The organism is Pseudomonas sp. ASL4 (genome assembly GCF_056680395.1).
Genome location: NZ_CM155280.1, coordinates 2,719,328 through 2,741,822, shown reverse-complemented (window position 1 = coordinate 2,741,822; position 22,495 = coordinate 2,719,328). Strand labels below are relative to the sequence as shown.

General features: G+C 55.1%; 22 protein-coding genes. 11 read left to right on the top strand and 11 right to left on the bottom strand.

Annotation, left to right across the window (positions count from 1 at the left end):
* Nucleotides 1-108: 108 nt before the first annotated feature.
* The 4 genes from kdpC to kdpF form a co-directional block, all read right to left on the bottom strand.
* A complete protein-coding gene (gene kdpC / locus AC1MEW_RS12465) occupies nt 109-654 on the bottom strand; it encodes a potassium-transporting ATPase subunit KdpC (RefSeq protein ID WP_201205555.1) in 546 nt (181 codons plus the stop codon).
* A 209-nt stretch (nt 655-863) separates the two neighbouring features.
* A complete protein-coding gene (gene kdpB / locus AC1MEW_RS12460) occupies nt 864-2,921 on the bottom strand; it encodes a potassium-transporting ATPase subunit KdpB (protein WP_480426455.1) in 2,058 nt (685 codons plus the stop codon).
* 11 nt (nt 2,922-2,932) lie between these two features.
* Complete coding sequence (kdpA, locus tag AC1MEW_RS12455) at nt 2,933-4,627, bottom strand: potassium-transporting ATPase subunit KdpA (RefSeq protein ID WP_480426453.1); 1,695 nt, start codon at nt 4,625-4,627, stop codon at nt 2,933-2,935.
* Between the two features lie 8 nt (nt 4,628-4,635).
* On the bottom strand, nt 4,636-4,725 hold the full coding sequence (kdpF, locus tag AC1MEW_RS12450) for a K(+)-transporting ATPase subunit F (protein WP_007899818.1): 90 nt from the start codon (nt 4,723-4,725) through the stop codon (nt 4,636-4,638).
* A gap of 403 nt (nt 4,726-5,128) precedes the next feature.
* Between kdpF and eat the strand changes: the two genes are divergently transcribed.
* A complete protein-coding gene (gene eat / locus AC1MEW_RS12445; RefSeq protein WP_201256593.1) occupies nt 5,129-6,493 on the top strand; it encodes an ethanolamine permease in 1,365 nt (454 codons plus the stop codon).
* A gap of 201 nt (nt 6,494-6,694) precedes the next feature.
* Nucleotides 6,695-6,862, top strand: coding sequence for a DUF2897 family protein (locus AC1MEW_RS12440; protein ID WP_123406749.1), 168 nt, complete (start codon nt 6,695-6,697; stop codon nt 6,860-6,862).
* Nucleotides 6,863-7,058: 196 nt separating this feature from the next.
* On the opposite strand, the gene AC1MEW_RS12435 is transcribed toward AC1MEW_RS12440, so the two are convergent.
* Together AC1MEW_RS12435 and AC1MEW_RS12430 are read right to left on the bottom strand one after the other, a co-directional pair.
* On the bottom strand, nt 7,059-7,910 hold the full coding sequence (locus tag AC1MEW_RS12435) for an urea carboxylase-associated family protein (RefSeq protein ID WP_322269250.1): 852 nt from the start codon (nt 7,908-7,910) through the stop codon (nt 7,059-7,061).
* Nucleotides 7,911-7,925: 15 nt separating this feature from the next.
* A complete protein-coding gene (locus AC1MEW_RS12430; RefSeq protein WP_480426450.1) occupies nt 7,926-8,579 on the bottom strand; it encodes a GntR family transcriptional regulator in 654 nt (217 codons plus the stop codon).
* 176 nt (nt 8,580-8,755) lie between these two features.
* Here AC1MEW_RS12430 and AC1MEW_RS12425 point away from each other — a divergent pair, with 176 nt between their 5' ends.
* Entirely contained in the window at nt 8,756-9,313 is a 558-nt protein-coding gene (locus AC1MEW_RS12425) for a TetR/AcrR family transcriptional regulator (protein WP_322269253.1), read from the top strand.
* On the opposite strand, the gene fabF is transcribed toward AC1MEW_RS12425, so the two are convergent.
* From fabF to AC1MEW_RS12400, 5 genes are all read right to left on the bottom strand, one after another.
* Nucleotides 9,310-10,584, bottom strand: coding sequence for a beta-ketoacyl-ACP synthase II (fabF, locus tag AC1MEW_RS12420; RefSeq protein WP_201256589.1), 1,275 nt, complete (start codon nt 10,582-10,584; stop codon nt 9,310-9,312). The two genes, AC1MEW_RS12425 and fabF, sit on opposite strands and share 4 nt — an antisense overlap.
* A gap of 32 nt (nt 10,585-10,616) precedes the next feature.
* Nucleotides 10,617-11,411, bottom strand: a complete 795-nt coding sequence (locus AC1MEW_RS12415; protein ID WP_480426447.1) for an SDR family NAD(P)-dependent oxidoreductase — start codon at nt 11,409-11,411, stop codon at nt 10,617-10,619.
* 190 nt (nt 11,412-11,601) lie between these two features.
* Nucleotides 11,602-11,937, bottom strand: coding sequence for a ComEA family DNA-binding protein (locus tag AC1MEW_RS12410; RefSeq protein ID WP_201256587.1), 336 nt, complete (start codon nt 11,935-11,937; stop codon nt 11,602-11,604).
* Between the two features lie 113 nt (nt 11,938-12,050).
* A complete protein-coding gene (locus AC1MEW_RS12405; protein ID WP_480426445.1) occupies nt 12,051-14,045 on the bottom strand; it encodes a polysaccharide biosynthesis protein in 1,995 nt (664 codons plus the stop codon).
* An 87-nt stretch (nt 14,046-14,132) separates the two neighbouring features.
* Complete coding sequence (locus AC1MEW_RS12400) at nt 14,133-15,161, bottom strand: MraY family glycosyltransferase (protein ID WP_480426443.1); 1,029 nt, start codon at nt 15,159-15,161, stop codon at nt 14,133-14,135.
* 519 nt (nt 15,162-15,680) lie between these two features.
* Here AC1MEW_RS12400 and AC1MEW_RS12395 point away from each other — a divergent pair.
* Genes AC1MEW_RS12395 through AC1MEW_RS12360 form a run of 8 tightly spaced genes read left to right on the top strand, consistent with a single transcriptional unit; the run spans nt 15,681 to nt 22,466 of the window.
* Nucleotides 15,681-17,249, top strand: coding sequence for a hypothetical protein (locus AC1MEW_RS12395; protein ID WP_480426441.1), 1,569 nt, complete (start codon nt 15,681-15,683; stop codon nt 17,247-17,249).
* Nucleotides 17,246-17,941, top strand: coding sequence for a WbqC family protein (locus tag AC1MEW_RS12390; RefSeq protein ID WP_480426439.1), 696 nt, complete (start codon nt 17,246-17,248; stop codon nt 17,939-17,941). The genes AC1MEW_RS12395 and AC1MEW_RS12390 overlap by 4 nt, the downstream gene beginning before the upstream one ends.
* Nucleotides 17,938-18,882 (top strand): glycosyltransferase family 2 protein, encoded by a 945-nt coding sequence (locus AC1MEW_RS12385; RefSeq protein ID WP_480426436.1) that lies wholly within the window; start codon nt 17,938-17,940, stop codon nt 18,880-18,882. The genes AC1MEW_RS12390 and AC1MEW_RS12385 overlap by 4 nt, the downstream gene beginning before the upstream one ends.
* Complete coding sequence (locus AC1MEW_RS12380; RefSeq protein ID WP_480426434.1) at nt 18,875-19,603, top strand: class I SAM-dependent methyltransferase; 729 nt, start codon at nt 18,875-18,877, stop codon at nt 19,601-19,603. The genes AC1MEW_RS12385 and AC1MEW_RS12380 overlap by 8 nt, the downstream gene beginning before the upstream one ends.
* Entirely contained in the window at nt 19,600-20,451 is an 852-nt protein-coding gene (locus tag AC1MEW_RS12375; RefSeq protein ID WP_480426432.1) for an NAD-dependent epimerase/dehydratase family protein, read from the top strand. The genes AC1MEW_RS12380 and AC1MEW_RS12375 overlap by 4 nt, the downstream gene beginning before the upstream one ends.
* Complete coding sequence (locus AC1MEW_RS12370; protein WP_480426430.1) at nt 20,448-21,422, top strand: ATP-grasp domain-containing protein; 975 nt, start codon at nt 20,448-20,450, stop codon at nt 21,420-21,422. Before AC1MEW_RS12375 ends, AC1MEW_RS12370 begins: the two co-directional genes overlap by 4 nt.
* On the top strand, nt 21,403-22,092 hold the full coding sequence (locus AC1MEW_RS12365) for a metallophosphoesterase family protein (RefSeq protein ID WP_480426428.1): 690 nt from the start codon (nt 21,403-21,405) through the stop codon (nt 22,090-22,092). The genes AC1MEW_RS12370 and AC1MEW_RS12365 overlap by 20 nt, the downstream gene beginning before the upstream one ends.
* Nucleotides 22,092-22,466, top strand: a complete 375-nt coding sequence (locus tag AC1MEW_RS12360) for an EamA family transporter (RefSeq protein ID WP_480426426.1) — start codon at nt 22,092-22,094, stop codon at nt 22,464-22,466. The genes AC1MEW_RS12365 and AC1MEW_RS12360 overlap by 1 nt, the downstream gene beginning before the upstream one ends.
* Nucleotides 22,467-22,495 lie beyond the last annotated feature (29 nt).

The following is a 22,495-nucleotide window of genomic DNA, read 5'->3' as shown; positions in this document are numbered from 1 at the left end:
GTTGATTAAGTGCCTGTGAGACCGTCTTCGCGAGCAAGCCCGCTCCCACATTTTGAAATGCATTCCAATGTGGGAGCGGGCTTGCTCGCGAATGGCCGCGCCACCGATTTACAGTTTTTCCAGCGCGATGTTCAACGCCAACACATTAACCACCGGTGGCCCCACCAATGGTCGCTCGATGTTTGCATTCATCAGTTGTTCAACCGTCGCCACCGGCAAGTTACGCGCAGCTGCAACACGCGCCAGTTGATAGGCAATCGCTGCCGGTGGCAAGTGTGGATCGAGGCCGCTGCCGGAGGTGGTCAGCATCGCCAACGGCACCGGGCCCTGGCCTGGCACGATCAGTTTGTTGGCATCGTCGATCACTCGAGTGGCCAGCGCCGGGTTGCTCGGCGAGAGGTTGCTGGCGCTGCTCGACACGGTGGCAAACGCACCTGCCGATGGCCGTGGATGGAACCAGGCGTCGCCGACGAAATCCTGGGCAATCAGCGACGAGCCACGGACCTTGCCGTCGGCGTCACGCACCAGGCTGCCATTGGCCTGGTCCGGGAAGGCGACCTGAGCCACGCCGGTGACCACCAAGGGGTAAGCGACGCCAGTGATCAGCGTCATCAGGACCAGCAGGCTCAGGGCCGGACGTATCATTGTGGACATTTCAAAATCCTCGAATTCGGAAAATACTGTGAAGGCACACACATCACCTGTGGCGAGGGAGCTTGCTCCCGTTCGGCTGCGAAGCAGTCGTCAACCCGGCGAATGCGCTTTGCCTGAACAAACGCGGAGGCTGGGAAAGGGCTGCTCCGCAGCCCAGCGGGAGCAAGCTCCCTCGCCACAAAAAGCAGCTCCCACCCACCCGTTAACTGTTAAACCAAATGCAACGCCGTCAACACCATGTCGATCGCCTTGATGCCCACGAACGGCACCAGAAGCCCGCCCAAGCCGTAGATCAGCAGGTTGCGACGCAGCAACGCCGCCGCGCTCGCCGCCTGCACCCGCACGCCGCGCAGGGCCAGGGGAATCAGCACGACGATGATCAAGGCGTTGAACACAATCGCCGAGAGGATCGCGCTCTGCGGGCTGGTCAAATGCATGACGTTCAGCACACCGAGTTGCGGGTAGATCGAAGCGAACAGCGCCGGCAGGATGGCGAAGTACTTGGCCACGTCGTTGGCGATGGAGAAGGTCGTCAGCGCGCCGCGAGTCACCAGCAATTCCTTGCCGATCTGCACCACGTCCAGCAACTTCGTTGGGTCGCTGTCGAGGTCGACCATGTTCGCCGCCTCACGTGCCGCTTGCGTCCCGTCGTTCATTGCCATGCCGACGTCTGCCTGGGCCAGGGCCGGGGCATCGTTGGCGCCGTCGCCGCACATGGCGACCAGTCGACCGTCGTTTTGCTCGTGACGAATACGCGCCAGTTTTTTCTCCGGGGTGGCTTCGGCCAGCACGTCATCGACGCCCGCTTCAGCCGCAATCGCTGCAGCGGTCAGCGGGTTGTCGCCGGTCACCATGACGGTGCGAATCCCCAGTTTGCGCAGCTCGGCAAAACGCTCACGAATGCCAGGCTTGACCACGTCCTTGAGGTGGATCGCACCGAGCAGTTTGCCTTCGGCGCAGACCAGCAACGGAGTGCCACCGCTCTGGGCGATCTTGTCGATTTCCCGGGACAGCGACGGCGCCAAATCAGCACGTTTCAGACCGACGAAGGCCAGCAATGAATCCACCGCGCCTTTGCGATACACGCGGCCTTGATAGTCGACACCGGACAGGCGAGTTTCGGCGCTGAACGGCACCGCCGTCAGCAGCTCAGGGCTTGGCTCTGGCTGCGGATGCAGGCCACGCAGGTACTCGACGATGGATTTGCCTTCAGCCGTGTCGTCGGCCAGCGAGGCAAACAACGCACCTTCGGCCAGTTCCTTGGCGGTAACACCCGGTGCCGCGTAAACGGCGGTGCAACGACGGTTACCGAAGGTGATGGTGCCGGTCTTGTCCAGCAGCAGGACGTGCACGTCCCCCGCCGCTTCCACGGCGCGACCGGATTTGGCGATCACATTCAAGCGAACCAGGCGGTCCATGCCGGCGATACCGATGGCGGAAAGCAGGCCGCCGATGGTGGTCGGAATCAGCGTGACCAACAACGCCACCAGGAACACCAGCGGCAGGCTGCCGTTGGCGAAGTGGGCGAACGGTTGCAGGGTGACGACCACCAGCAGGAAGATCAGCGTCAGGCCGATCAGCAGGATGTCGAGCGCCACTTCGTTCGGGGTTTTCTGACGTTTGGCGCCTTCGACCAGAGCGATCATGCGATCGAGGGTCGACTCGCCAGGGTTGGCAGTAATGCGTATCAGCAGCCAGTCGGAGACCAGGCGGGTGTTGCCGGTGACGGCCGAACGGTCACCGCCGGACTCACGAATCACCGGCGCGGACTCACCGGTAATTGCAGCTTCGTTGACCGCGGCGATGCCTTCAATCACCTCGCCGTCGCCGGGGATCATTTCCCCGGCTTCGACGCGCACCACATCATCCTTGCGCAGGCTGGTGGCCGGCACCACTTGAAAGGTGCCGTTGGAGGTTTTGCGGCGGGCACTCAAGCCTTCGCTGCCGGCCTTGAGGCTGTCGGCGCGGGCCTTGCCCCGACCTTCGGCCAAGGCTTCGGCGAAGTTCGCGAACAGCACGGTAAACCACAGCCACAGCGCGATTTGCGCCGCGACGAAGGTCGGCACGCTGCCGTCGGGAATGAAGCACAGCACGGTGGTCAGGATGGCGGTCAGTTCGACCACCAGCATCACCGGCGCACGCTGCAATTGCCGAGGGTCGAGCTTGACGAAGGCTTGCACCAGCGCCGGGCGCCACAGGGCCGACATCGCAGTTTTCGGTTGTTCCGGCGCCTTGACGATCACCGGTTTATTTACGGGCATATTCATTCATTGATTCCTTAGAAGCCCATGCTCAAGTGTTCGGCAATCGGACCCAGCGCCAACGTCGGCAAGAAGGTCAGGCCACCCACGAGCAAAATGGTCACAGTCAACAAGGTCACGAACAACGGGCCATGCGTCGGGAAGCTGTTCTGGCCAATCGGTGCGGTTTTCTTCATCGCCAGGCTGCCGGCCAATGCCAGAACCGGGAGGATGTAACCGAAGCGACCGATCAACATGCCAAGACCGAGCATCAGGTTGTGGAACGGGGTGTTGGCACTCAGACCGCCGAATGCCGAACCGTTGTTGGCACTGGCCGAGGTGTAGGCGTACAGCAACTGACTGAAACCATGCGGGCCAGGGTTACTGATGGCACCGGCAGGTCCCGGCAGGCTGGCGGCGATTGCACCCAGCACCAGCACGCCGACCGGCATCACCAGCAAGGTCACGACCAACAATTGCACTTCCTTGGCTTGAAGTTTCTTGCCGAGGTATTCCGGTGTGCGGCCGATCATCAGGCCGGCGAGGAACACCGCGATCAACACGTTCAGCAACATGCCGTAGAGCCCGGCACCGACGCCGCCGAAGATCACTTCGCCGACCATCATGTTGACCAGTGCGACCATGCCGCTCAGCGGGTTAAGGCTGTCATGCATGCCGTTGACCGAACCGTTGGACGCCGCGGTGGTAGTCACCGACCAGAGCACGGTGGCCGTGGTACCGAAGCGCGCCTCCTTGCCTTCCAGCGGTGCGGTCTGTTCGACGGCAGCGTTGGTCAGCGCAGGGTTGGGTTGGTATTCAGCCCACATCGACGTCGCGCCGCCGATCAGGAACAGCGCCAGCATGCAGGCGATGATCGCGCGGCTCTGACGCAGGTCTTTCACGTAATGACCGAAGGTGAACACCAGGGCGACCGGGATCAGGATGATCGAACCCATTTCAAACAGGTTGCTCCAGGCAGTCGGGTTCTCGAACGGATGCGCCGAGTTCACGCCGAAGAAGCCACCACCGTTGGTGCCCAGTTGCTTGATCGCAATCTGGCTGGCGGCCGGGCCAAGCGGGATCACTTGATCGACGCCTTGCATGGTCACGGCATTCACGTAGTGCGCGAAGGTTTGTGGCACGCCCTGCCAGACCAGATACAGCGCCAGCAGCAAGCAGATTGGCAGCAGGCCGTAGAGGGTGGCACGGGTCATGTCGACCCAGAAGTTACCCAAGGTCTTGGTGGACTTGCGACCGATACCGCGGCACAGGGCAACCAGCACGGCGAGGCCGGTGGCGGCGCTGACGAAGTTCTGCACGGTGAGGCCGGCCATCTGACTCAGGTAGCTCAAGGACGCTTCACCGCTGTAGGACTGCCAGTTGGTGTTGGTCATGAAGCTGATGGCGGTGTTGAACGCCAGCGTCCACTCTTGACCCGGCAGGTTTTGCGGGTTGAGCGGCAAGTGGTCCTGGAACAACAGGATCGCGAACAACAGCAAGAAGCCCGCAAGGTTGAAGGCGAGCAAGGCCAGGGTGTATTTCTGCCAGCTCTGTTCTGCCTGCGGGTCTACCCCGGCTACGCGATAACAGCCGCGCTCCACCGGGCCAAGGATCGGTGACAGCCAAGTGCGCTGCCCCTCCATCACCTTGTAGTAAAAACGCCCCAGAAACGGTGCCGGAATCAGCACCAGGGCGAAGAAGGCCAGGATCAGCCAATAGTCATAACTGTGCATAGCCGCTCCTAGTTCCGATCCGCGCGCAACAGCGCAACCAACAGATAAATGAACAGCCCCACTGCCAGTAGCAGTGACACCCCGTCCAGAACGCTCATGGAAGTTCTCCGTGTTACGGCGTATTGCCGCGTGTGGAGTCATTGTCCGCAGGGTGGCTGTAAAGGAACGAGACCGAGGGGTGTGACGGGGCATAAAGAAAGCGTAAAGAGTGGCTTTATGCCGGCGTTACAGCGGGGTTGGGGCGGACGCCATCGCGAGCAAGCTCGCTCCCACAGGGATCGGTGTTGTTTGGGCGAACGCATTCCAACTGTGGGAGCGAGCTTGCTCGCGATGGCGGCATAAATGACGACACCGCCCCCAACTGGCGCACAAAAACAGGCCATCGCGCGGCGATCATCCCCGATACGACAGCTTTCACCCCTTTACGACGCACAAATACAAAATGGCACGCCCACTGCAAAGCCCTCCCCCGAGCTTTCCAAACCGTTCAGGGAGCAACGCATGAACACACAACTCAAACCCACGCTGGGCACGCTGCACTTGTGGGGCATCGCCGTCGGGCTGGTGATTTCCGGTGAGTACTTTGGCTGGAGTTACGGCTGGGGCGTGGCCGGGACATTGGGCTTTCTGGTGACTTCCTTTATGGTCGCCACCATGTACACCTGCTTCATCTTCAGCTTCACCGAACTGACCACGGCGATTCCCCATGCCGGCGGTCCCTTTGCCTACAGCCGCCGCGCCTTTGGCGAGAAAGGCGGATTGATCGCCGGGATGGCGACACTGATCGAATTTGTCTTCGCCCCGCCCGCGATCGCCTTGGCGATTGGCGCGTACCTGAATGTGCAGTTTCCAGCGCTTGATCCGAAACACGCAGCCGTCGGCGCCTACATCGTGTTTATGGGCCTGAACATCCTCGGAGTGAAACTGGCGGCGACGTTCGAACTGGTGGTCTGCGTATTGGCCGTGGCCGAACTGCTGGTGTTTATGGGCGTGGTCGCCCCGGCGTTCAGCTTCAGCAACTTTGCCCTTAACGGCTGGGCCGGTTCCGATGTGTTCAGCATGCCGGCGATTGCCGGGATGTTTGCGGCGATCCCGTTTGCGATCTGGTTTTTCCTGGCCATCGAAGGCGCGGCAATGGCGGCCGAAGAAGCCAAGGACCCGAAACGCACGATTCCGAAAGCCTACATCAGCGGTATCCTGACCCTGGTGCTGCTGGCCATGGGCGTGATGTTCTTTGCCGGTGGCGTCGGTGACTGGCGCACCCTGTCGAACATCAACGACCCGCTACCGCAAGCGATGAAAGCGGTGGTTGGCGAAAGCTCCGGCTGGTTGCACATGCTGGTGTGGATTGGTCTGTTCGGTTTGGTGGCGAGTTTCCACGGGATCATTCTTGGCTACTCGCGGCAGTTCTTTGCCCTTGCTCGGGCCGGTTACTTGCCGAAATCCCTGGCCAAGCTGTCACGCTTCCAAACCCCGCACCGGGCGATTATTGCCGGCGGCCTGATCGGCATCGCAGCGATTTACAGCGACGGCTTGATCAACCTCGGCGGCATGACGCTGACGGCGGCGATGATCACCATCGCGGTGTTCGGCGCGATTGTGATGTACATCATGAGCATGCTCAGCCTGTTCAAACTGCGTAAAACCGAGCCGAACCTGGAACGGACTTTCCGCGCGCCGTGCTATCCGCTGGTGCCGATGATTGCGCTGGTGCTGGCGGTGGTGTGCCTGGTGGCGATGGCCTGGTTCAACGCATTGATCGGGGTGATCTTCCTCGGCTTCATGGCGGTGGGATTCGTGTACTTCATGCTCACCGCACAATTGCGTGCCGATGCGCCAGCAGATGCGATGCTGACCGGGCTCTGACATGCCGAGCCACCCGATCCTAGGGTGGCAACACACCCTTCGGCAGCTCCTACAAGGGTGTTTCGGGCGACCGTGACACCATGCAGGTGAACGAGGCATAACAGGCATAGAATGGAACCACTGCGATTTTCCATCGCTCAAAGTGGTATGCACGATCGGTTGGCGAAATCCGTCAACCGGCCTGCCCTCAAGGAGAGCCCTATGCCCTGGTATGCCTGGTTGATTCTGGTCGTTGCAATCGGCTCGATCGTTGGTGGTTTGATGATGTTGCGCGACACCGCCACCAAGGTCGATATGACCGAAGAGCAACGTAAACGCGTCGCCGAACGCAATGCGGAAATGGATGCCAAGGAAGCGCAGGACCGCTAAACGAAAAACCCCACTCTTGCAGGTGGGGTTTGCTATTGGTCTCAACACAAATCCCTGTGGCGAGGGAGCTTGCTCGCGCTGGGTCGCGCAGCGGCCCTAAAACCGCCGCCTCCTTTCTTGCAGACATACGCATGTATAGGCCTGACGGCTGCTTCGCAGCCGTACGGGTGCAAGCTCCCTCGCCACAAAAGCACGGCTACTTTTCCCAATCGGCCTTGGCGATATGCAAGCCATGCAGCCCTTTATATGCAGCACGTTCAGGCTGGCTCCAGCCTTCGAGCAACGAATCCTCCAACCGATAAATCTCCACCCCCAACGGGCGACACACGCTCAGCGGATCCTGCGCATCCGGCCCCCACATGGCCAGAGACAGGTCGCCACCCGGGCAGGTCGACAGCGCGCACAACAAATCGATTTCGGCAAAGAACTCCAGGTAGTCGCCCTTCTGCGCCGGGCAGGCCTTCATGAAATACATGTCGTCGTGGTTAAGGCCGGTGCACTGGAAGATATTCAGCACGTCATGCACGTCGAACTCGGTCAGGCCATGGGGCAACACGGCGCGGGTCAGGTTCGAATGGCAGTGATGATGGAAGTCTTCGCCGGTGAGCATTTTGTTCACATACGGATCGCAGCGCGTGCCCAGCAAATCGTGCAGCCGGCCACCGTGCTCGTCGATGCCGTATCCCGCCAGGCTGTCATCGGTGATAGTCACCAGCGGACGTAAAAACGGCAGGTTCGACCACAGACGGTCATGAGTACTGACGTGGGCACCCTGCAACTGGCGGGTGCGCGCGGCCCACAGACGTTCCCGTGGGTCATGGGCATTCCAGACGTTGAAATCCCCGACCTGCGGGCCGACCGGCGTGGTCACCCGAAACACATGCCCGGCCGGCACATGCCAGGCGCGCCCGGTGCGGATCGGCACTTCGAATTGCTCGATCAGCGTGCGCCCGTCCTTCGCATCGCGGACTCGTTCATAGAACGCCTTGTCGACCTGCAAGGCCGAGCCTTTGCTGACTTGATAGGCCGCCGGATAGTCTTTGTACATGGCTCGAATCCTCGATCAGTGATGGGAAACAGGGGTCAGCATCTGCAACAGCAGTTGCTCGGAATCGTCGAGATACAGGCTCATTTCATCCAGAGCCAGCGCTTTGTCACCGTCTGCCAGCAAGTCGTGGATCAAACGGTCGCGGGCCAGCCACGGCGCTTGAAAACGCGATTCATCGGGGGCGCTGCAAAACACCAGGCGCAGTTGGGCGACGACGTTGGTGAAGAACTCGTCGAACAAGGGGCTACGCAACAACCCGACGATGTGTTGATGAAAGGCCAGGCTATAGGTACCGACCGCGCGCCAGTCTTCACGATCCCGAGCCAGTTCGGTGGCCTCCAGGGCTTCGAGCATCCGGTCCGACTGGTACTCACGCAGCGGTTGGCTGGCGCTGATGGCTTGCAATTCCAGGGTACGGCGCACGTTGAACAGATCCCGCACGTCTTCGACACCGACCCTGCGCACCATCACGCCTTTGTTGCGCACATAGCGCGTCAGCCCTTCCTGCCCCAGACGGTGCAGCGCTTCGCGAATGGTATTGCGCGATGCGTTGTAGGCCGACACCAGATCGTTTTCCACTAGCGCCATGCCCGGTAGCAAGCGACCGCCAATGATGTCGGCGCGCAACTCCCGGGTGATGTGGTCAGCCAGGGACAGTCCGCTGTTCATGCTCATCGCCTCATGATTGTTCAACAATCGTTGACGAGAGAGTAATCATTATTCATGCCAAGTAGCTGGACACCTCTGGACCCAGTCAGACGCATCTGCATGCTTTTTAGAAGTAGAAGTACAGTCACCATTCAACATTCATTGGTTAATATGGCGCATTGTTGTGGAGAATAAAGATGCGTTACTCGCAGGACCATAAAGCCCAGACCCACCAACGCATCATCAAGGAAGCATCAGCACGCTTTCGCCGCGACGGTATCGGTGCGACTGGCTTGCAACCGCTGATGAAAGCGCTGGGCCTTACCCATGGCGGCTTTTACTCACACTTCAAATCCAAGGATGAACTGGTTGAAAAGGCCTTGGTGGCCGCTGGCGAAGAAGTCGAGGGATTGTGCGCCGAGCTGTTCGCGTCGGAGCATCCGCTGGACGCGTTCATCGACACCTATTTGTCCGAATGGCACCAGACATCGCCCCATGAAGGGTGCCCGCTGCCAACCATGTCGTCGGAGCTCGGGCTGCGCGGGCAGCCGAGCCCGACCAGCGATACGGTGCTCAATGCACGACTCGAACAGGTGCAAGGCACCCTTGAAGGCGAAGATGCCGCCGAGCGCAGCATCGTTATCATGTCGACCCTGATTGGCGCACTGCTGCTCTCTCGCAGTGTCGAGAACACCGAGCTGGCTCAGCGGATTCTCGACGTCACTCGCGATCACCTCAAGCAGTCCAAAGACTAGCCCTGCCAGCGCTTGAACAATACGCTGGCATTTACCCCCCCAAATCCGAAGCCGTTGGACAGCGCGTATTCGATAGGCATCGAACGTGCCTGGCCATGGACGATGTCCACCCCTTGCGCCGCCGGATCCGGGCTATCGAAATTGAGGGTGGCGGGAACGATCTGATCTCGGATAGCCAACAGCGTGAAGATCGCCTCGATCCCGCCGGCCGCACCAAGCAGATGTCCGGTAGCCGACTTGGTCGATGTCACTGCAATCTTGTTATCCGTCCCGAACAACGACTTGATCGCTGCCAACTCACCCAAATCACCGACGGGTGTCGAGGTAGCGTGTGCATTGAGGTGCTGGACCTGCGCCGGCGAAATGCCTGCCTGCGCCAATGCCAACGACATCGCCCGACGCGCTCCGCTGCCATCCTCGGGGCCAGCAGTCAGGTGATAGGCATCAGCGCTGGTGCCGTAGCCGACCAGTTCCGCGATGGGCTGAGCACCACGAGCTAACGCGTGTTCAAGGGATTCGATCACCAGAAGACCGGAGCCCTCCCCCATCACAAAGCCATCGCGACCACTGTCGAACGGCCGCGAGGCGCGCTCCGGAGTCTCGTTGAAGCCGCTGGACAAGGCCCGGGCAGCGGCAAAACCGGCCAAGCTGACGCGATCGATTGCCGCTTCCGCCCCACCGCACACCGCAATATCCGCCTCACCACAACGAATCAGCCGCGCCGCATCACCAATTGCCTGAACACCCGCCGCACAGGCGGTGACCGGTGCGCCCAACGGGCCTTTGAAACCATGCTGGATCGAAACATGGCCAGCCGCGAGATTGACCAGAAACGACGGAATAGTGAACGGCGACAAACGTCGCGGCCCCCGACTGTCAGTGGTGCGCACCGCATCGGCTATCGCGCCAAAACCGCCAACACCCGAACCGATGATGGTCGCCGTCCGTTCCTGAGCGTTGGCGTCCAGGGCTTGCCAATCGGCTTGCTCCAGCGCCTGGCGTGCGGCCTCCATGGCAAACAGGATGAAGCGATCCATCTTCTTTTGCTCTTTGGGCAGCGTTGCCCGATCCGGGTCGAAACCCGCTTCCGCATCTTCAGCCAGGGTCGGCACAGCGCCACCGACCTTGGCCGGCAAATCGGCAACCACCTCATCCGGCAACGCCCGCAATCCGGAACGTCCGGCCAACAAACGCGCCCAGACCGCCTCGACACCGCTACCCAGCGGCGACACCAGGCCCATTCCTGTTACAACCACTCGACGATCACTCATACCGCATTCACCTCAAGCCGATACATGGCGCCTCACTTATAGCGTGCGGCGGCTTTGTCTCGGGACAAGTTCGGCGCCATCACATGACGGGCCGCAACAAAGGCTTCCCATTCGCTGGCCTGTGGCAAGGAAGGAATGGTGATCAACTCACCCTGGTCCAGACCAGCCAAGGCAGCGTCGACCATTTCCCCTGCTTCCATGACCATTTCCGCCGGTATGCCACTGGCGTCGATACCGGAACGCTCCCAGATTTCGGTGCGTGTTACCCCAGGCAACACCGCTTGAACCTGGACCCCGGTGCCATTGAGTTCAGTGTTCAATGACTGAGTCAGACTCAGAACATACGCCTTGCTGGCGCTGTAAGTCGCGTTGAACCGCTCAGGGAACAAGGCGACTACCGACGCGATATTGATGATCGTCCCTCGCCCAGCCTTGGTAAAACTAGCGGCTGCGGCCGAGGCCAATCGTGTAACCGTGGTGACGTTGAGCTGAATCAGGCGCTCCAGTTGCTCCATATCGGCGTTGGCCAACAAACCATCGGCCGCGACGCCGGCGTTGTTGAGCAACAGGCTGATACTGGAATCACTGCGCAGGCGTTGCTCGAGTTTGAGCACTTCATCCTTTTGCGTCAGGTCTGCCTTGAGCACTTCGACCTTGATTCCATACTCTGAACGCAGCTTGCTCGCCGCCGCCTCCAGCCGCTGCTCGTCGCGTGCCACCAACAACAAATCAAAACCACGGGCCGCCAAACGCTCGGCGTAAACCGCCCCGATGCCCGAAGAGGCGCCGGTAACAAGGGCCGTGCCTTGAGACTGGACTGAATTCATGACTGTGCTCCTGAGGAATGCTTGAGGAAGACGAGCGCCAGTGCGCTTCGGCAATTTATTATAGGCATAATCAAAACGCCATATGATAGTCGTAATTTTTTAAATCCCGACGAAAGGGAGCACATCGACGCTTTCGCCAGAATGCAAAAAGGCCGGTCAATGACCGGCCTCTTGGCGTTGATCTACAAGCTTAGTTCACTTGGAGCTTTTCACGATTCCTGTCCAGAATCGCCTTGCCGATCCCTTTCACTTCCAGCAACTCGTCCACGGATGCAAACGGCCCGTTTGTCTCACGATACGCAACAATCGCCTTGGCCTTGGCTTCACCGACGCCGGCCAGTTCGCGCTGCAGTGTCGGGGCATCCGCACCGTTCAGATCAATTTTTTCGCCCTGCGCCTTGGCGGCAACGTCCAGCACCATCGGTGCATTGACAGCCTCAGGCTTGGCCGCGGGTGCCGCGATCGCCGCGATAGAAGCGCTGGTAAGCAGTGCAAAAACCAAGGAGGAGAAATAGCCTGTACGCATAAGTGAAGCTCCATGACATCGATTGAGAAAAGCAGCTTTTCCGAAGCTGCTCCCCAAATTTAGGCGATGTGATGAAGCTGTCAAAAGTGTGTACGTTACAGGATGTGAAACAATCAGGGTTCGAGACGACGTTCCTGATAAATCCAGTCGACGATCTCGCCATCCGGGTTGTAGCCGCTGACGGTGTCGCGCAGGAGTTGACGGACGCGGGAGTAATCGTCTTGCTCAACGGCGTTAAGCAAATCCGTCAAACGCCCCTTGAGCACGTCCCATGGCAGGTGATCTTCATTGGCGCTCATAATCATCGGATGCTGAGTCGCCACGACGTTGTCACCGATCAGCAATTCTTCGTAGAGTTTTTCGCCCGGCCGCAACCCTGTGAACTCGATGGAGATGTCGCCTTGAAGATTTTTATCAGAACGAATACTCAAGCCGGACAAGTGAATCATCTTCTCCGCGAGCTCGACGATTTTTACCGGTTCGCCCATGTCCAACACGAAAACATCACCACCCTGCCCCATGGAACCGGCCTGGATCACCAGTTGTGCGGATTCGGGGATGGTCATGAAGTAGCGAGTAATTTTCGGGTGCGTGACGGTCAATGGGCCACCCGATTTGATCTGGCTGTGGAACAGCGGAATCACTGAACCGGAAGAGCCCAGTACATTGCCAAAGCGCACCATGGTAAATCGGGTCTTGTTCACGCGCGACACATTGGCCTTGTCGCCGAACAACACGGGAGCAATTTCGCGGCTGAGAGCTTGAAGGGTCAACTCGGCGAGACGCTTGGTACTGCCCATGACATTAGTCGGACGTACAGCTTTGTCGGTAGAGATCAATACGAAATTGGCAACACCCGACTGTAAAGCAGCCTGAGCCGTGTTGAGTGTACCGATGACGTTATTGAGCACTCCTTCGGCGATATTGTGCTCGACCATGGGCACATGCTTGTAAGCCGCGGCATGGTAGACCGTGTCTACGCGCCAAGTCTTCATCACATCCAGGAGTTTATCCTTATGGCGGATAGAGCCCAGGATCGGCAACAACTTGACCGATACTGACTCGCGACAGCCACGCTGTTCCAACTCGGAAAGAATGCTGTAGAGATTGAATTCACTGTGTTCGAACAGCAAAAGCGTGGTCGGACCCAGCGAGAATATTTGCCGGCAAAGCTCCGCGCCTATCGATCCGCCTGCGCCAGTTACCATCACTGTCTTGCCCTTGATACAACGAGCGAGCAGGTCCGGTTGCGCGGGTACCGAGTCGCGGCCCAGCAAGTCTGCGATATCGACTTCCTGGATATCCTCGACCTTTACCCGACCACTGGCCAAGTCGGTGAAGTTGGGGACGCTTCGTATGTGAAGGGGGTAACCTTCAAGCAGATTGAGGATCTCCCTGCGCCGTGCGCGGGTCGATGAAGGCAGAGCCAGGAGAATTTCCTGCGCACCAGTGACGTCGATCATCTGTTGAATATGTTTGGGCTTGTAGACCTGGAGCCCCGAGATTGAGCGATCAGAAATACTGGGGTCGTCGTCGATAAACGCTACCGGACGCATTACCCGGCCCATGCGAAGAGCGGCCACGAGCTGGTTACCGGCTACGCCAGCACCGTAGATGGCGACTTTGGTCAGACCATCGTCGCGGTTGGTAAACGGTACGTGCTGGGCGGCGGTGAACCAGTCACCCATGAAGTACTGGCGCATGCACAAGCGCAGGCCACCGATGATGACGAGGCTTAGCCACCAGTAGTTGAAGATGATCGAGCGGGGAACGACGGCTTCGTGATTGCTGTACCAGTAGACGACGAGCGCCAGGATCAGGGAAGAGAGACTAACGGCCTTCACGATCGCGATCAGCGCGTCATTGCCAAAGTAGCGCATGACTGCGCGATACATGCCAAAGCGTATGAAAAGCGGTATGGCTATGATCGGGGCGCAGACGAACAGCCAGAAATGAACCCTGAGGGGGTTGTACATATCATCGATGCCGAGGCGAACGATAAACGCGAGCCAGAGAGAGCCCCAGACCAGAAAAACATCTGTGGCGACTTGAATCAATCGTTTTTGCCTACGTGGCAAACCTAACAAAAAGGCACGTATTTTATCCATAAACCTCAACCGACCAGGCCCATTCCTTGACGAAATCAGCCGTCATTGTACGGAACAATCTGAAACCATTCTGAATTTATCCAATGATCAGCGCTTAACGGTCAACACTTCCACTTTTCCCGCCTTATACCTAACCGCTATTACCAGCAACGGTATGTAAGCGATTACTACCCCAAGCGCCCCATCCAGCCCAAAAATGGTCACGCAAAGCGCAATGGGCAACAGCCAGAACACATTGATCAAGGCTACCGCAGTCGTCACTGGTAAATGCCGCCCGTATTGGCGCGAAGCGTACTGATAAGCGTGGCTTCTATGAGCTTCATAGACCTTGTCGCCACGCAATAGACGTCGTAGCAAGGTAAACGTTGCATCAACAATAAAAACACCCAGCAGAATCAACCACACCCACAGAAAACGCGGCTCGACCGCTGCGGCCTGAAGCGACAACACCCCCAGAATGATTCCAAGGAACCCGCTCGCCGCATCGCCCATGAATATTTTTGCAGGAGGAAAATTCCAGAACAGGAAGCCAAGTACTGACATCGCCAATAGCAGCGGCCCCCAAATCAAGCTCTGGTGCCCACTGACCCAGTAAAGCAGACAAGCAGACAAGCATACGCAGATAGCCTCGACGCTAGCGATACCGTCAATCCCATCCATGAAGTTATAAAGGTTCAACAACCACACCAGATAGAACAACGCCAAAAAATCTCCGGCCCAGCGCAAGTTCAAGACCATCCCGGCCACTTCGATCGGAGCAAGCCCCCCTGTCCAGGCCAGGACCCATGCAGCACCGGCAAAATGGCCAAGCAAGCGCCAGCGGGCAGCAATATGGCCATGGTCATCCATGAAGCCAACGACCGCCACGAGCAAACCAGCCCCCGCCGCGCCGAAAAAAAACTGGGTATCGACAAAATTCCAGCCCCACATTACCGCCAGGGACGTCAGAAAAGTCACTACGATTGACACGCCCCCGCCCCTTGGGGTCGGCACCGTATGTGAGCTGCGATCATTCGGCACATCGAGCATGCTGCGTGCCAGCGCATATCGACGCAATGCTGCAGTCAAAACGAAAGAAAGGCCGCAGACAGCCGGTATGAGCCACCAGAAAATCATTGATCAGAACACTCCGAAAATGTAAGTCGGTACACGTGGCAGAATCCCCATGGGAGCAGAGAGTTGCCTGGAATCAAAGAAAGCCATCACGTAGGTATCGATCCGATACCATTGCGTACGCCCGAAACGAAGCCCGCCACATAACCTGTGATTGCCAAAGCGACAAAGGGTACACGATGTATCGTACCGTCGTGCGCGGGAAAAACCGGCTGAAGAAGCCCTGAAATGCTGCGTTAGTAAGCGGTGGCCTGCAAATGGCGGGTGAACGAAAAGAGTGACGTTCCCTACCCTGCGGATTAAGATTACGGGCTTTTTTTGAAAACATAGGCGACAGCCAAAGGGCGGACGTCTGAAGGAACGCTAAGTGATATTTTTTCTAGTATTACTCTCCGTTGTATTTGTTGTGCGCAGCCAATCAAACCAAATTGGGACTTCCCGGACAGCAGAAAAGACGAAGAAAAAAACAACGACCTGGTGGTCATACAAACTAAATAGTCTCCTTACTGTACAGAAAACCAAATGACCCCCACGACGCATCAAAATATCCGGCATGGGCTTTTCAAGACACTTGCGCTGTCAGCTTTTGTCGTTTTTATTGCATTTACCTGGCAGGGAAACGTCGGTTTCAGTCTCTGGGATGAGGGTTTCCTTTGGTACGGTGCCCAGCGTGTAATGGTGGGAGAAGTTCCATTAAGAGACTTCATGGCCTACGACCCTGGTCGTTATTACTGGTCGGCCGCATTCATGAGTGCTATGGGAGACAGCGGAATTATGGCGCTTCGTTTATCCTTGGAGTCCTTTCAGGCACTGGGGATATTTGTAGGCTTATTACTTATTTCACGCACAGCCAAGCAACATAACAAACACTCTTTTTATTTCCTCTTGCTTGCCAGCATAGTTTTTGCGCTCTGGATGTTTCCAAGGCATAAAATATTCGATTTATCGCTATCAATATTTATGACCGGCGCGCTGACCTTTCTTATCGAAAACCCGACTCGCCTACGTTATTTTATTACGGGTGCATGTGTTGGCCTGGCGGCTTTTTTCGGGAGAAATCATGGCATATATGGTGTCATAGGCAGCCTAGGAGTAATGATATGGCTCTGCATCAAACCAATTGACCTCCCAGGCTTTTTTCGCGGGGGCGTTCTTTGGGGGCTTGGTGTTGTGGTGGGCTTCTCTCCGATATTTTTCATGGCCATATTAATCCCAGGATTTGGTTCGGCGTTTGAGGCAAGCATTCGTTTGCTTTTTGAAATAAAAACAACAAACATTCCTTTGCCGATCCCGTGGCCTTGGACAGTAAATTTTGCGTCCTCCTCTATAATTGATTCAATTCGCCAATTACTTATTGGTATTTTTTTTATTGGCCTACCTTTATTCGGAATAGCGTCCATTGCCTGGATAACATTTCAACGATTTAAAGGTAGATACGTTCCACCCACCTTTGTAGCAGCGTCCTTCCTCGTATTGCCTTACACCCACTATGCGTTCTCCCGGGCGGACATAGCTCACCTTGCACAGGGTGTATTTCCATTTTTAGTGGGGTGCCTGACGCTGCTTTCGGTACAATCACCGAAAAAAAAATGGTCTCTAGGGCTATTACTGGGCGCTGCAAGCTTGTGGGTCATGTCAGCCTTTCAACCCGGCGGGCAATGCCTGTCAAGCATGCAATGTGTGGACATCAATATTTCAGGCAGTACGCTCAAGATCGACCCTAATACTGCCAACGACATAATCCTGCTCAGAAAACTGAGCGCCGAATATACCCCCGATGGCGGAAACTTTATTGTAGCGCCTTTTTGGCCAGGTGCTTATCCGTTACTGGAGCGTAAGTCGCCCATGTGGACAATCTATGCTCTTTGGCCGCGTTCAATTGATTTTCAAAATCAAGAAATTGATCGAATAAAAGCTGCCTCTCCTGAATTCGCACTTGTTCTGGATTGGGCATTGGATGGCCGGGATGACTTACGCTTTAAAAACACCTACCCCTTACTTTATCAATACATCCAGAACAACTTTTATCGCTTGCCTGATTCACCAGCTCCAGGCTATGAAATTTATAAAGCAAAAGAGGCAAAACCATGAAAAAAATTGCCATTTTGCAATCCAACTATATCCCTTGGAAGGGGTATTTCGACATGATAGCTGCTGTTGACGAATTCATTATTTACGATGACATGCAGTACACCAAACGTGACTGGAGAAACAGGAATCAGATAAAAACTCCACAGGGAGTCAAATGGCTGACTGTCCCGGTATTGGTGAAAGGTAAATATCATCAGAAAATTCGCGATACTGAAATCGATGATAATGATTGGGCAGCAACTCACTGGGCCATCCTCTGCCAAAACTATCGAAAATCAGCGAATTTCGACGAGATAGCGAGCTGGTTAGAACCTTTGTACCTAAAAAACAAACACAGTCATATCTCCTCTTTAAATAGGCACCTTATTGAACATATCTGCCTTTATCTAGGAATCAGGACAAAAATCAGTAATTCGTGGGATTACCCTTTGATCGATGGTAAGACTGAACGTTTGGCTGGCTTATGTACTAGCGCAGGCGGCACTGAATACATATCAGGTCCCTCAGCAAAAGACTATATTGATGAAACAGTATTTAAAACCTCGGGGATAAAGCTCACCTGGTTTGATTACAATGGATATGATGAGTATCCACAATTGTGGGGAGAGTTCACCCATGGTGTCACCATTCTTGATTTGCTGTTCAACTGCGGTAAAGACGCATACCGCTATATGAGGCATGTTGACGCATGAAGCTTTCCATCGTTTCCACACTCTACCGTTCTGCTCCATTTTTGGAGGAGTTCTATCGCCGTATCAGCGCTGCAGCGCAGCAGATCGCGGACCAAGACTACGAAATCATTCTGGTTAACGACGGATCCCCTGACCACTCGCTGCTAATGGCGCTTGAACTCCAAGCCAATGACAGCCATCTGCAAATAGTGGATCTATCGAGAAATTTCGGGCATCACGCGGCGATCGTTGCGGGACTGGAACATACGCAAGGCGAATACGTTTTTCTGCTGGACTGCGACCTTGAAGAGCAGCCTGAGTGGCTAGCATTGTTCGTTGATAAAATGCAGGAGACGAAGGCAGATGTAGTCTTTGGCGTTCAATTGGAAAGGGTTTCGTCAGCGGTATCCAATTTGTTGGGGGAGGCATTCTGGTCGTCCCTCAATATCATGTCCAACGTTCGTATTCCTCACAACCCCATGACCTGCCGTTTAATGACTCGACGCTACGTGGACGCCTTATTGAGCATAGGCGATCGAGTCCTTTACCTGGCGGGGGTATTTGCATGGGCGGGTTTTACACAAGCACCTCTTCCTCTGACAAAAACGCCTCGCCCCAAGACTCATAAGTCGACCTATAGTCTGTCACGCAAGCTACTTCAGGTTGCTGATTCTTTTTCTTCATTCAGCGTCGCGCCACTTTCCTTGATTTTCTCCACTGGCTTACTCATCTGGCTAGGTTCTGTACTTTATGGTTTGTACCTACTGATTCAAAAATTGATAAACCCAGAGATTGTGCTTTCTGGTTTTACATCTGTAATGCTATCTCTGTGGTTTTTAGGGGGCACCATTATTTTATTCTTGGGCGTCCTCGGACTGTACGTGGCAAAAATCTTCTATGAAGTAAAGCGTCGACCACTTTATATCGTTCGCAACCTTCACAAAAGGAATCAACATGACTAATCGTCTCGATAGCTATTTGTCTGCCTACGGTGAAGGCTTTGGGTTTGCATTCGACAATAGCATTATGCTGAATTGGTATCCCGAGCGAATTATGCGCCGGTGCAAGAGCGCCGACAGTTTGTTGGAGCTTGGCATAGGCCATGGATACACAACCCAACGCTTCTCCCAGTTTTTTTCTCGACACGTAGTGGTCGATGGGTCTGCATCAGTTATTGAACAGTTTAATCAGCAGTTCCCGGATTGCAGCGCATCTGTCATAGAGTCCTACTTTGAGAACTACTCACCTGATGAGAAGTTCGATATCATCGTTCTCGGCTTCATCTTGGAGCACGTCGCGGACCCCGAAGCCATCCTCCAGCGCTTTAAACAGTTCCTTGCGCCCGGCGGAAGGTGTTTTGTCGCGGTACCCAACGGGGAATCCCTGCACCGTCGTTTCGGACATGCTGCTGGCTTATTGGACGATATGATGGCGCTGGGTGCAGGTGATCTGGAGCTGGGTCATGAGCGCCTCTATTCCGTTACCAGCTTATCTGCAGAGCTTGAGAATTGCGGGTACAGCGTCTTGCGTAAAGAAGGTATCTTCTTGAAGCCGATGACCACCAATCAACTTCTCTCACTGCAACTGACGCCAGAAATCATTCAAGCCATGTGCGAAGTCGGCATTGGTTATCCAGAGCTTAGTTGCGGCTTATTGTTTGAAGTACAGGCAGTTGGCAGTTGAAAATCTTGATTGTCGGGAGCACGTCAGTGATCGGTAGATCGCTGGCAGCACGCCTTATGGCTCAGCATCACGAGGTCAGGCTCGCTGGGCGGCGCGAAGCAGACATCTCTTTCGATCTGACCGACTGGGGAAACCGCCCTGCGCCCAGCGAGACATTCGATGCCGTGGTGCATATCGCCGCAGACTTTGGAGGCGCTACAGACAAAGACTTTGTCCGAGCTGAACTGGTTAATACAGTCGGAACGTTATCGGCCTGCTCATTGGCACGCAAGGTTAATGCAAAACACTTTATTTTGCTGTCTTCCATCTTTGCAACTTATTCTGCCGCAGATCCCTACTTCGGAATCTATGCGCTGTCAAAGCGGCACGGCGAAGAAGTGGCACAGTTGTTTTGTGCAGAAAGGAACATTGACCTGACGATACTCCGACCCTCACAGGTCTACGACGATATAGGCCTCTGCCGCCCGCATCAAGAGTTTCTATATTTGATCGCAGACAAAGCCCAGAATGGCCAGCCTATCGAGATTTATGGTGCGCATGATGCGCGACGCAATTATATTCACCTATTAGATCTGACAGAAACAATTGCTCGCGTAGCAGAGCAACGCCAAGTGGGTGTATTCGCCTGTATACATCCCGACCACGTCCTCCTCAGTGAAATGGCCAACGCAGCATATTGCGCTTTTGAGACAGTCGGCCAAATTACGTTTTTAACAGATAAACCCGATCTCGCGGACTTACCCCAGACGGACGACTTCGAACTGTATTCGAAAATCAGTTTTTGGCCCAGAATTGATATCAAAGACGGTTATAAACGCATAAAAAACCAAAGGGAGATGCGCTCGTGACAACCGTATTAGTTACTGGGGTTGGAGCAATCATGGGGTACGGACTGCTTCGCTCTCTAAGAGCCACCAGGCCAGATATCCGCTTGGTAGGGACTGACATTTTTTCCAACGCGGTCGGGCAGGCATGGTGCGATAAATTTGAACAAGCACCGCTGACTAACAGTAGTCACTATTTGCATTGGCTCAATGACGTTGTAGAAAAACACCACATCGACCTCGTTATCCCCGGTATTGAGCAGGACGTTCAGCGTCTATCGGATGAGCGGGAGAAAATTTTGACTTTCAATTGCAAATTTGTACTCAACAACGCCCTGCTCATTGACCTGTCACGAGATAAGTGGGCAATGCATCAAGCGCTGCTTGAACTGGATGACCCTTCAAGGATTCCAAGCTATTTATCCGGAGATTACGCTAGCCTTTCAACATTATTGAAGGTTCCGTTCATTCTAAAACCTCGTAGCGGTTATGCGTCCAAGGGTTTGGTTAGAGTCAGAAGCGAAAATGACTTCGCGCTCGAAAAAACGCGACTGGGTGAACACCTCATGGCACAGCCTCTAATCGGCTCTGATGATGATGAATTTACCGTAGGTGTCTTTGGGGATGGACAGGGGCAAGTGTGTGCCTCCATCAGTATGCAGCGCCATCTCTCAAAGGAAGGCGCCACTGCTAACGCAAGGATTGTGAATGACGAGAGCCTGAACGACGCAGTGTCTCGCTTGTGTGCTCATTTCAAGCCAATCGGTCCGACAAACCTTCAGTTTCGAAGAGAAGGATTGGAATGGAGACTCCTGGAGATCAATCCTAGAGTATCCTCTACCAGCTCGATACGTACCGCGTTTGGGTACAACGAAGCAGAAATGTGTCTGGATTTTTATCTAAATGGGTTACTGCCCTCTCAACCCGCGATAAAAAATGGTTTTGCAACACGCTTCATAGAGGATTTCATAGTTTATGATCGGGATCATTTCTGATATCCACGGCAATCATGTCGCCCTCAGCGCAGTACTCGCTCGCCTCGACAAGCTGGGCGTCTCTGAAATCATTTGCTTGGGTGATGTCGGCGGTTACTACTGTGAAATCAATGAGTGCTGCGAAGAGCTGCAAGTGCGCAATATATTTAGTTTGATGGGTAACCACGACTGGTATCTTGCTACAGGCGAAAGCTGCCCGCGCTCCAATAGCGTAAATGTATGCCTTGATTATCAACGAGGGGTCATTACTGAAGCCAATAAAAAGTGGCTTTCTTCGCTGAGTCCACAAGCCCAGAGAGGGGCACTGAATATCGTACACGGAGGCTGGCTGGATCCTCTGGACGAATACCTTGTTCCGTCATCAGAGTACTTTTCCCGCATTGAAGGCAAATTTTTTGCTTCAGGACACACGCATGTGCCCTGTATTTGGAAGGGTAGAGAACAAACTTATTGTAATCCGGGCTCAGTAGGGCAACCGAGAGATGGTGATCCGAAAGCTTCTTTTGCGATTCTCGACGAAATAGATTTTACGATACATCGTGTCGAATACGATATTGAAAAAATACAGGCCAAAATGAAAACCGCAGGTTTCACTTCTTATTTCTATGAAAATCTCTCGATCGGCTCCAGAATTGGTGGAAAAATTGACACGCTTAAAAGGTTGATCTGATGGCTCGTCTATTTGATTATTTTTACATTTTGGCCACTATCGGTTTTACCGTTTACGGACAACTAATTCTCAAATGGCGTATCAGTAAATTTGGCCCATTACCGGTTGATGCGTTCGACAAACTGAAATTTGTCATTTCGCTTTTATTCGACCCCGCTATTTTTTCGGGCTTTACTGCTGCGTTTCTCGCCTCTTTAGCGTGGATGGCCGCAATGACCAAGTTTGACTTGAGCCACGCGTATCCGTTCATGAGTTTGAACTTCGTCGTCGTGCTTTTTTTGAGTGGCTGGTTATTGAACGAGCCTCTGACACTTCAAAAAATATTTGGAGTTGCATTGATCGTACTCGGCACTGTAGTCGCCGCTCGAGGCTGAAGGCTCTACAAGGTTCTGGATTTTTCAGT

What these genes read in the sequence shown, in the direction of transcription:
- AC1MEW_RS12440 (WP_123406749.1), top strand. Translation starts at nt 6,695, where the DNA reads ATGCCCTGGTATGCCTGGTTGATTCTGGTCGTTGCAATCGGCTCGATC.
- kdpC (WP_201205555.1), bottom strand. Translation starts at nt 654, where the DNA reads ATGTCCACAATGATACGTCCGGCCCTGAGCCTGCTGGTCCTGATGACG.
- kdpF (WP_007899818.1), bottom strand. Translation starts at nt 4,725, where the DNA reads ATGAGCGTTCTGGACGGGGTGTCACTGCTACTGGCAGTGGGGCTGTTC.
- AC1MEW_RS12435 (WP_322269250.1), bottom strand. Translation starts at nt 7,910, where the DNA reads ATGTACAAAGACTATCCGGCGGCCTATCAAGTCAGCAAAGGCTCGGCC.
- kdpB (WP_480426455.1), bottom strand. Translation starts at nt 2,921, where the DNA reads ATGAATATGCCCGTAAATAAACCGGTGATCGTCAAGGCGCCGGAACAA.
- AC1MEW_RS12405 (WP_480426445.1), bottom strand. Translation starts at nt 14,045, where the DNA reads ATGGATAAAATACGTGCCTTTTTGTTAGGTTTGCCACGTAGGCAAAAA.
- kdpA (WP_480426453.1), bottom strand. Translation starts at nt 4,627, where the DNA reads ATGCACAGTTATGACTATTGGCTGATCCTGGCCTTCTTCGCCCTGGTG.
- AC1MEW_RS12385 (WP_480426436.1), top strand. Translation starts at nt 17,938, where the DNA reads ATGAAGCTTTCCATCGTTTCCACACTCTACCGTTCTGCTCCATTTTTG.
- AC1MEW_RS12400 (WP_480426443.1), bottom strand. Translation starts at nt 15,161, where the DNA reads ATGATTTTCTGGTGGCTCATACCGGCTGTCTGCGGCCTTTCTTTCGTT.
- AC1MEW_RS12430 (WP_480426450.1), bottom strand. Translation starts at nt 8,579, where the DNA reads ATGAACAGCGGACTGTCCCTGGCTGACCACATCACCCGGGAGTTGCGC.
- AC1MEW_RS12365 (WP_480426428.1), top strand. Translation starts at nt 21,403, where the DNA reads ATGATCGGGATCATTTCTGATATCCACGGCAATCATGTCGCCCTCAGC.
- eat (WP_201256593.1), top strand. Translation starts at nt 5,129, where the DNA reads ATGAACACACAACTCAAACCCACGCTGGGCACGCTGCACTTGTGGGGC.
- AC1MEW_RS12395 (WP_480426441.1), top strand. Translation starts at nt 15,681, where the DNA reads ATGACCCCCACGACGCATCAAAATATCCGGCATGGGCTTTTCAAGACA.
- AC1MEW_RS12360 (WP_480426426.1), top strand. Translation starts at nt 22,092, where the DNA reads ATGGCTCGTCTATTTGATTATTTTTACATTTTGGCCACTATCGGTTTT.
- AC1MEW_RS12410 (WP_201256587.1), bottom strand. Translation starts at nt 11,937, where the DNA reads ATGCGTACAGGCTATTTCTCCTCCTTGGTTTTTGCACTGCTTACCAGC.
- AC1MEW_RS12425 (WP_322269253.1), top strand. Translation starts at nt 8,756, where the DNA reads ATGCGTTACTCGCAGGACCATAAAGCCCAGACCCACCAACGCATCATC.
- fabF (WP_201256589.1), bottom strand. Translation starts at nt 10,584, where the DNA reads ATGAGTGATCGTCGAGTGGTTGTAACAGGAATGGGCCTGGTGTCGCCG.
- AC1MEW_RS12380 (WP_480426434.1), top strand. Translation starts at nt 18,875, where the DNA reads ATGACTAATCGTCTCGATAGCTATTTGTCTGCCTACGGTGAAGGCTTT.
- AC1MEW_RS12415 (WP_480426447.1), bottom strand. Translation starts at nt 11,411, where the DNA reads ATGAATTCAGTCCAGTCTCAAGGCACGGCCCTTGTTACCGGCGCCTCT.
- AC1MEW_RS12390 (WP_480426439.1), top strand. Translation starts at nt 17,246, where the DNA reads ATGAAAAAAATTGCCATTTTGCAATCCAACTATATCCCTTGGAAGGGG.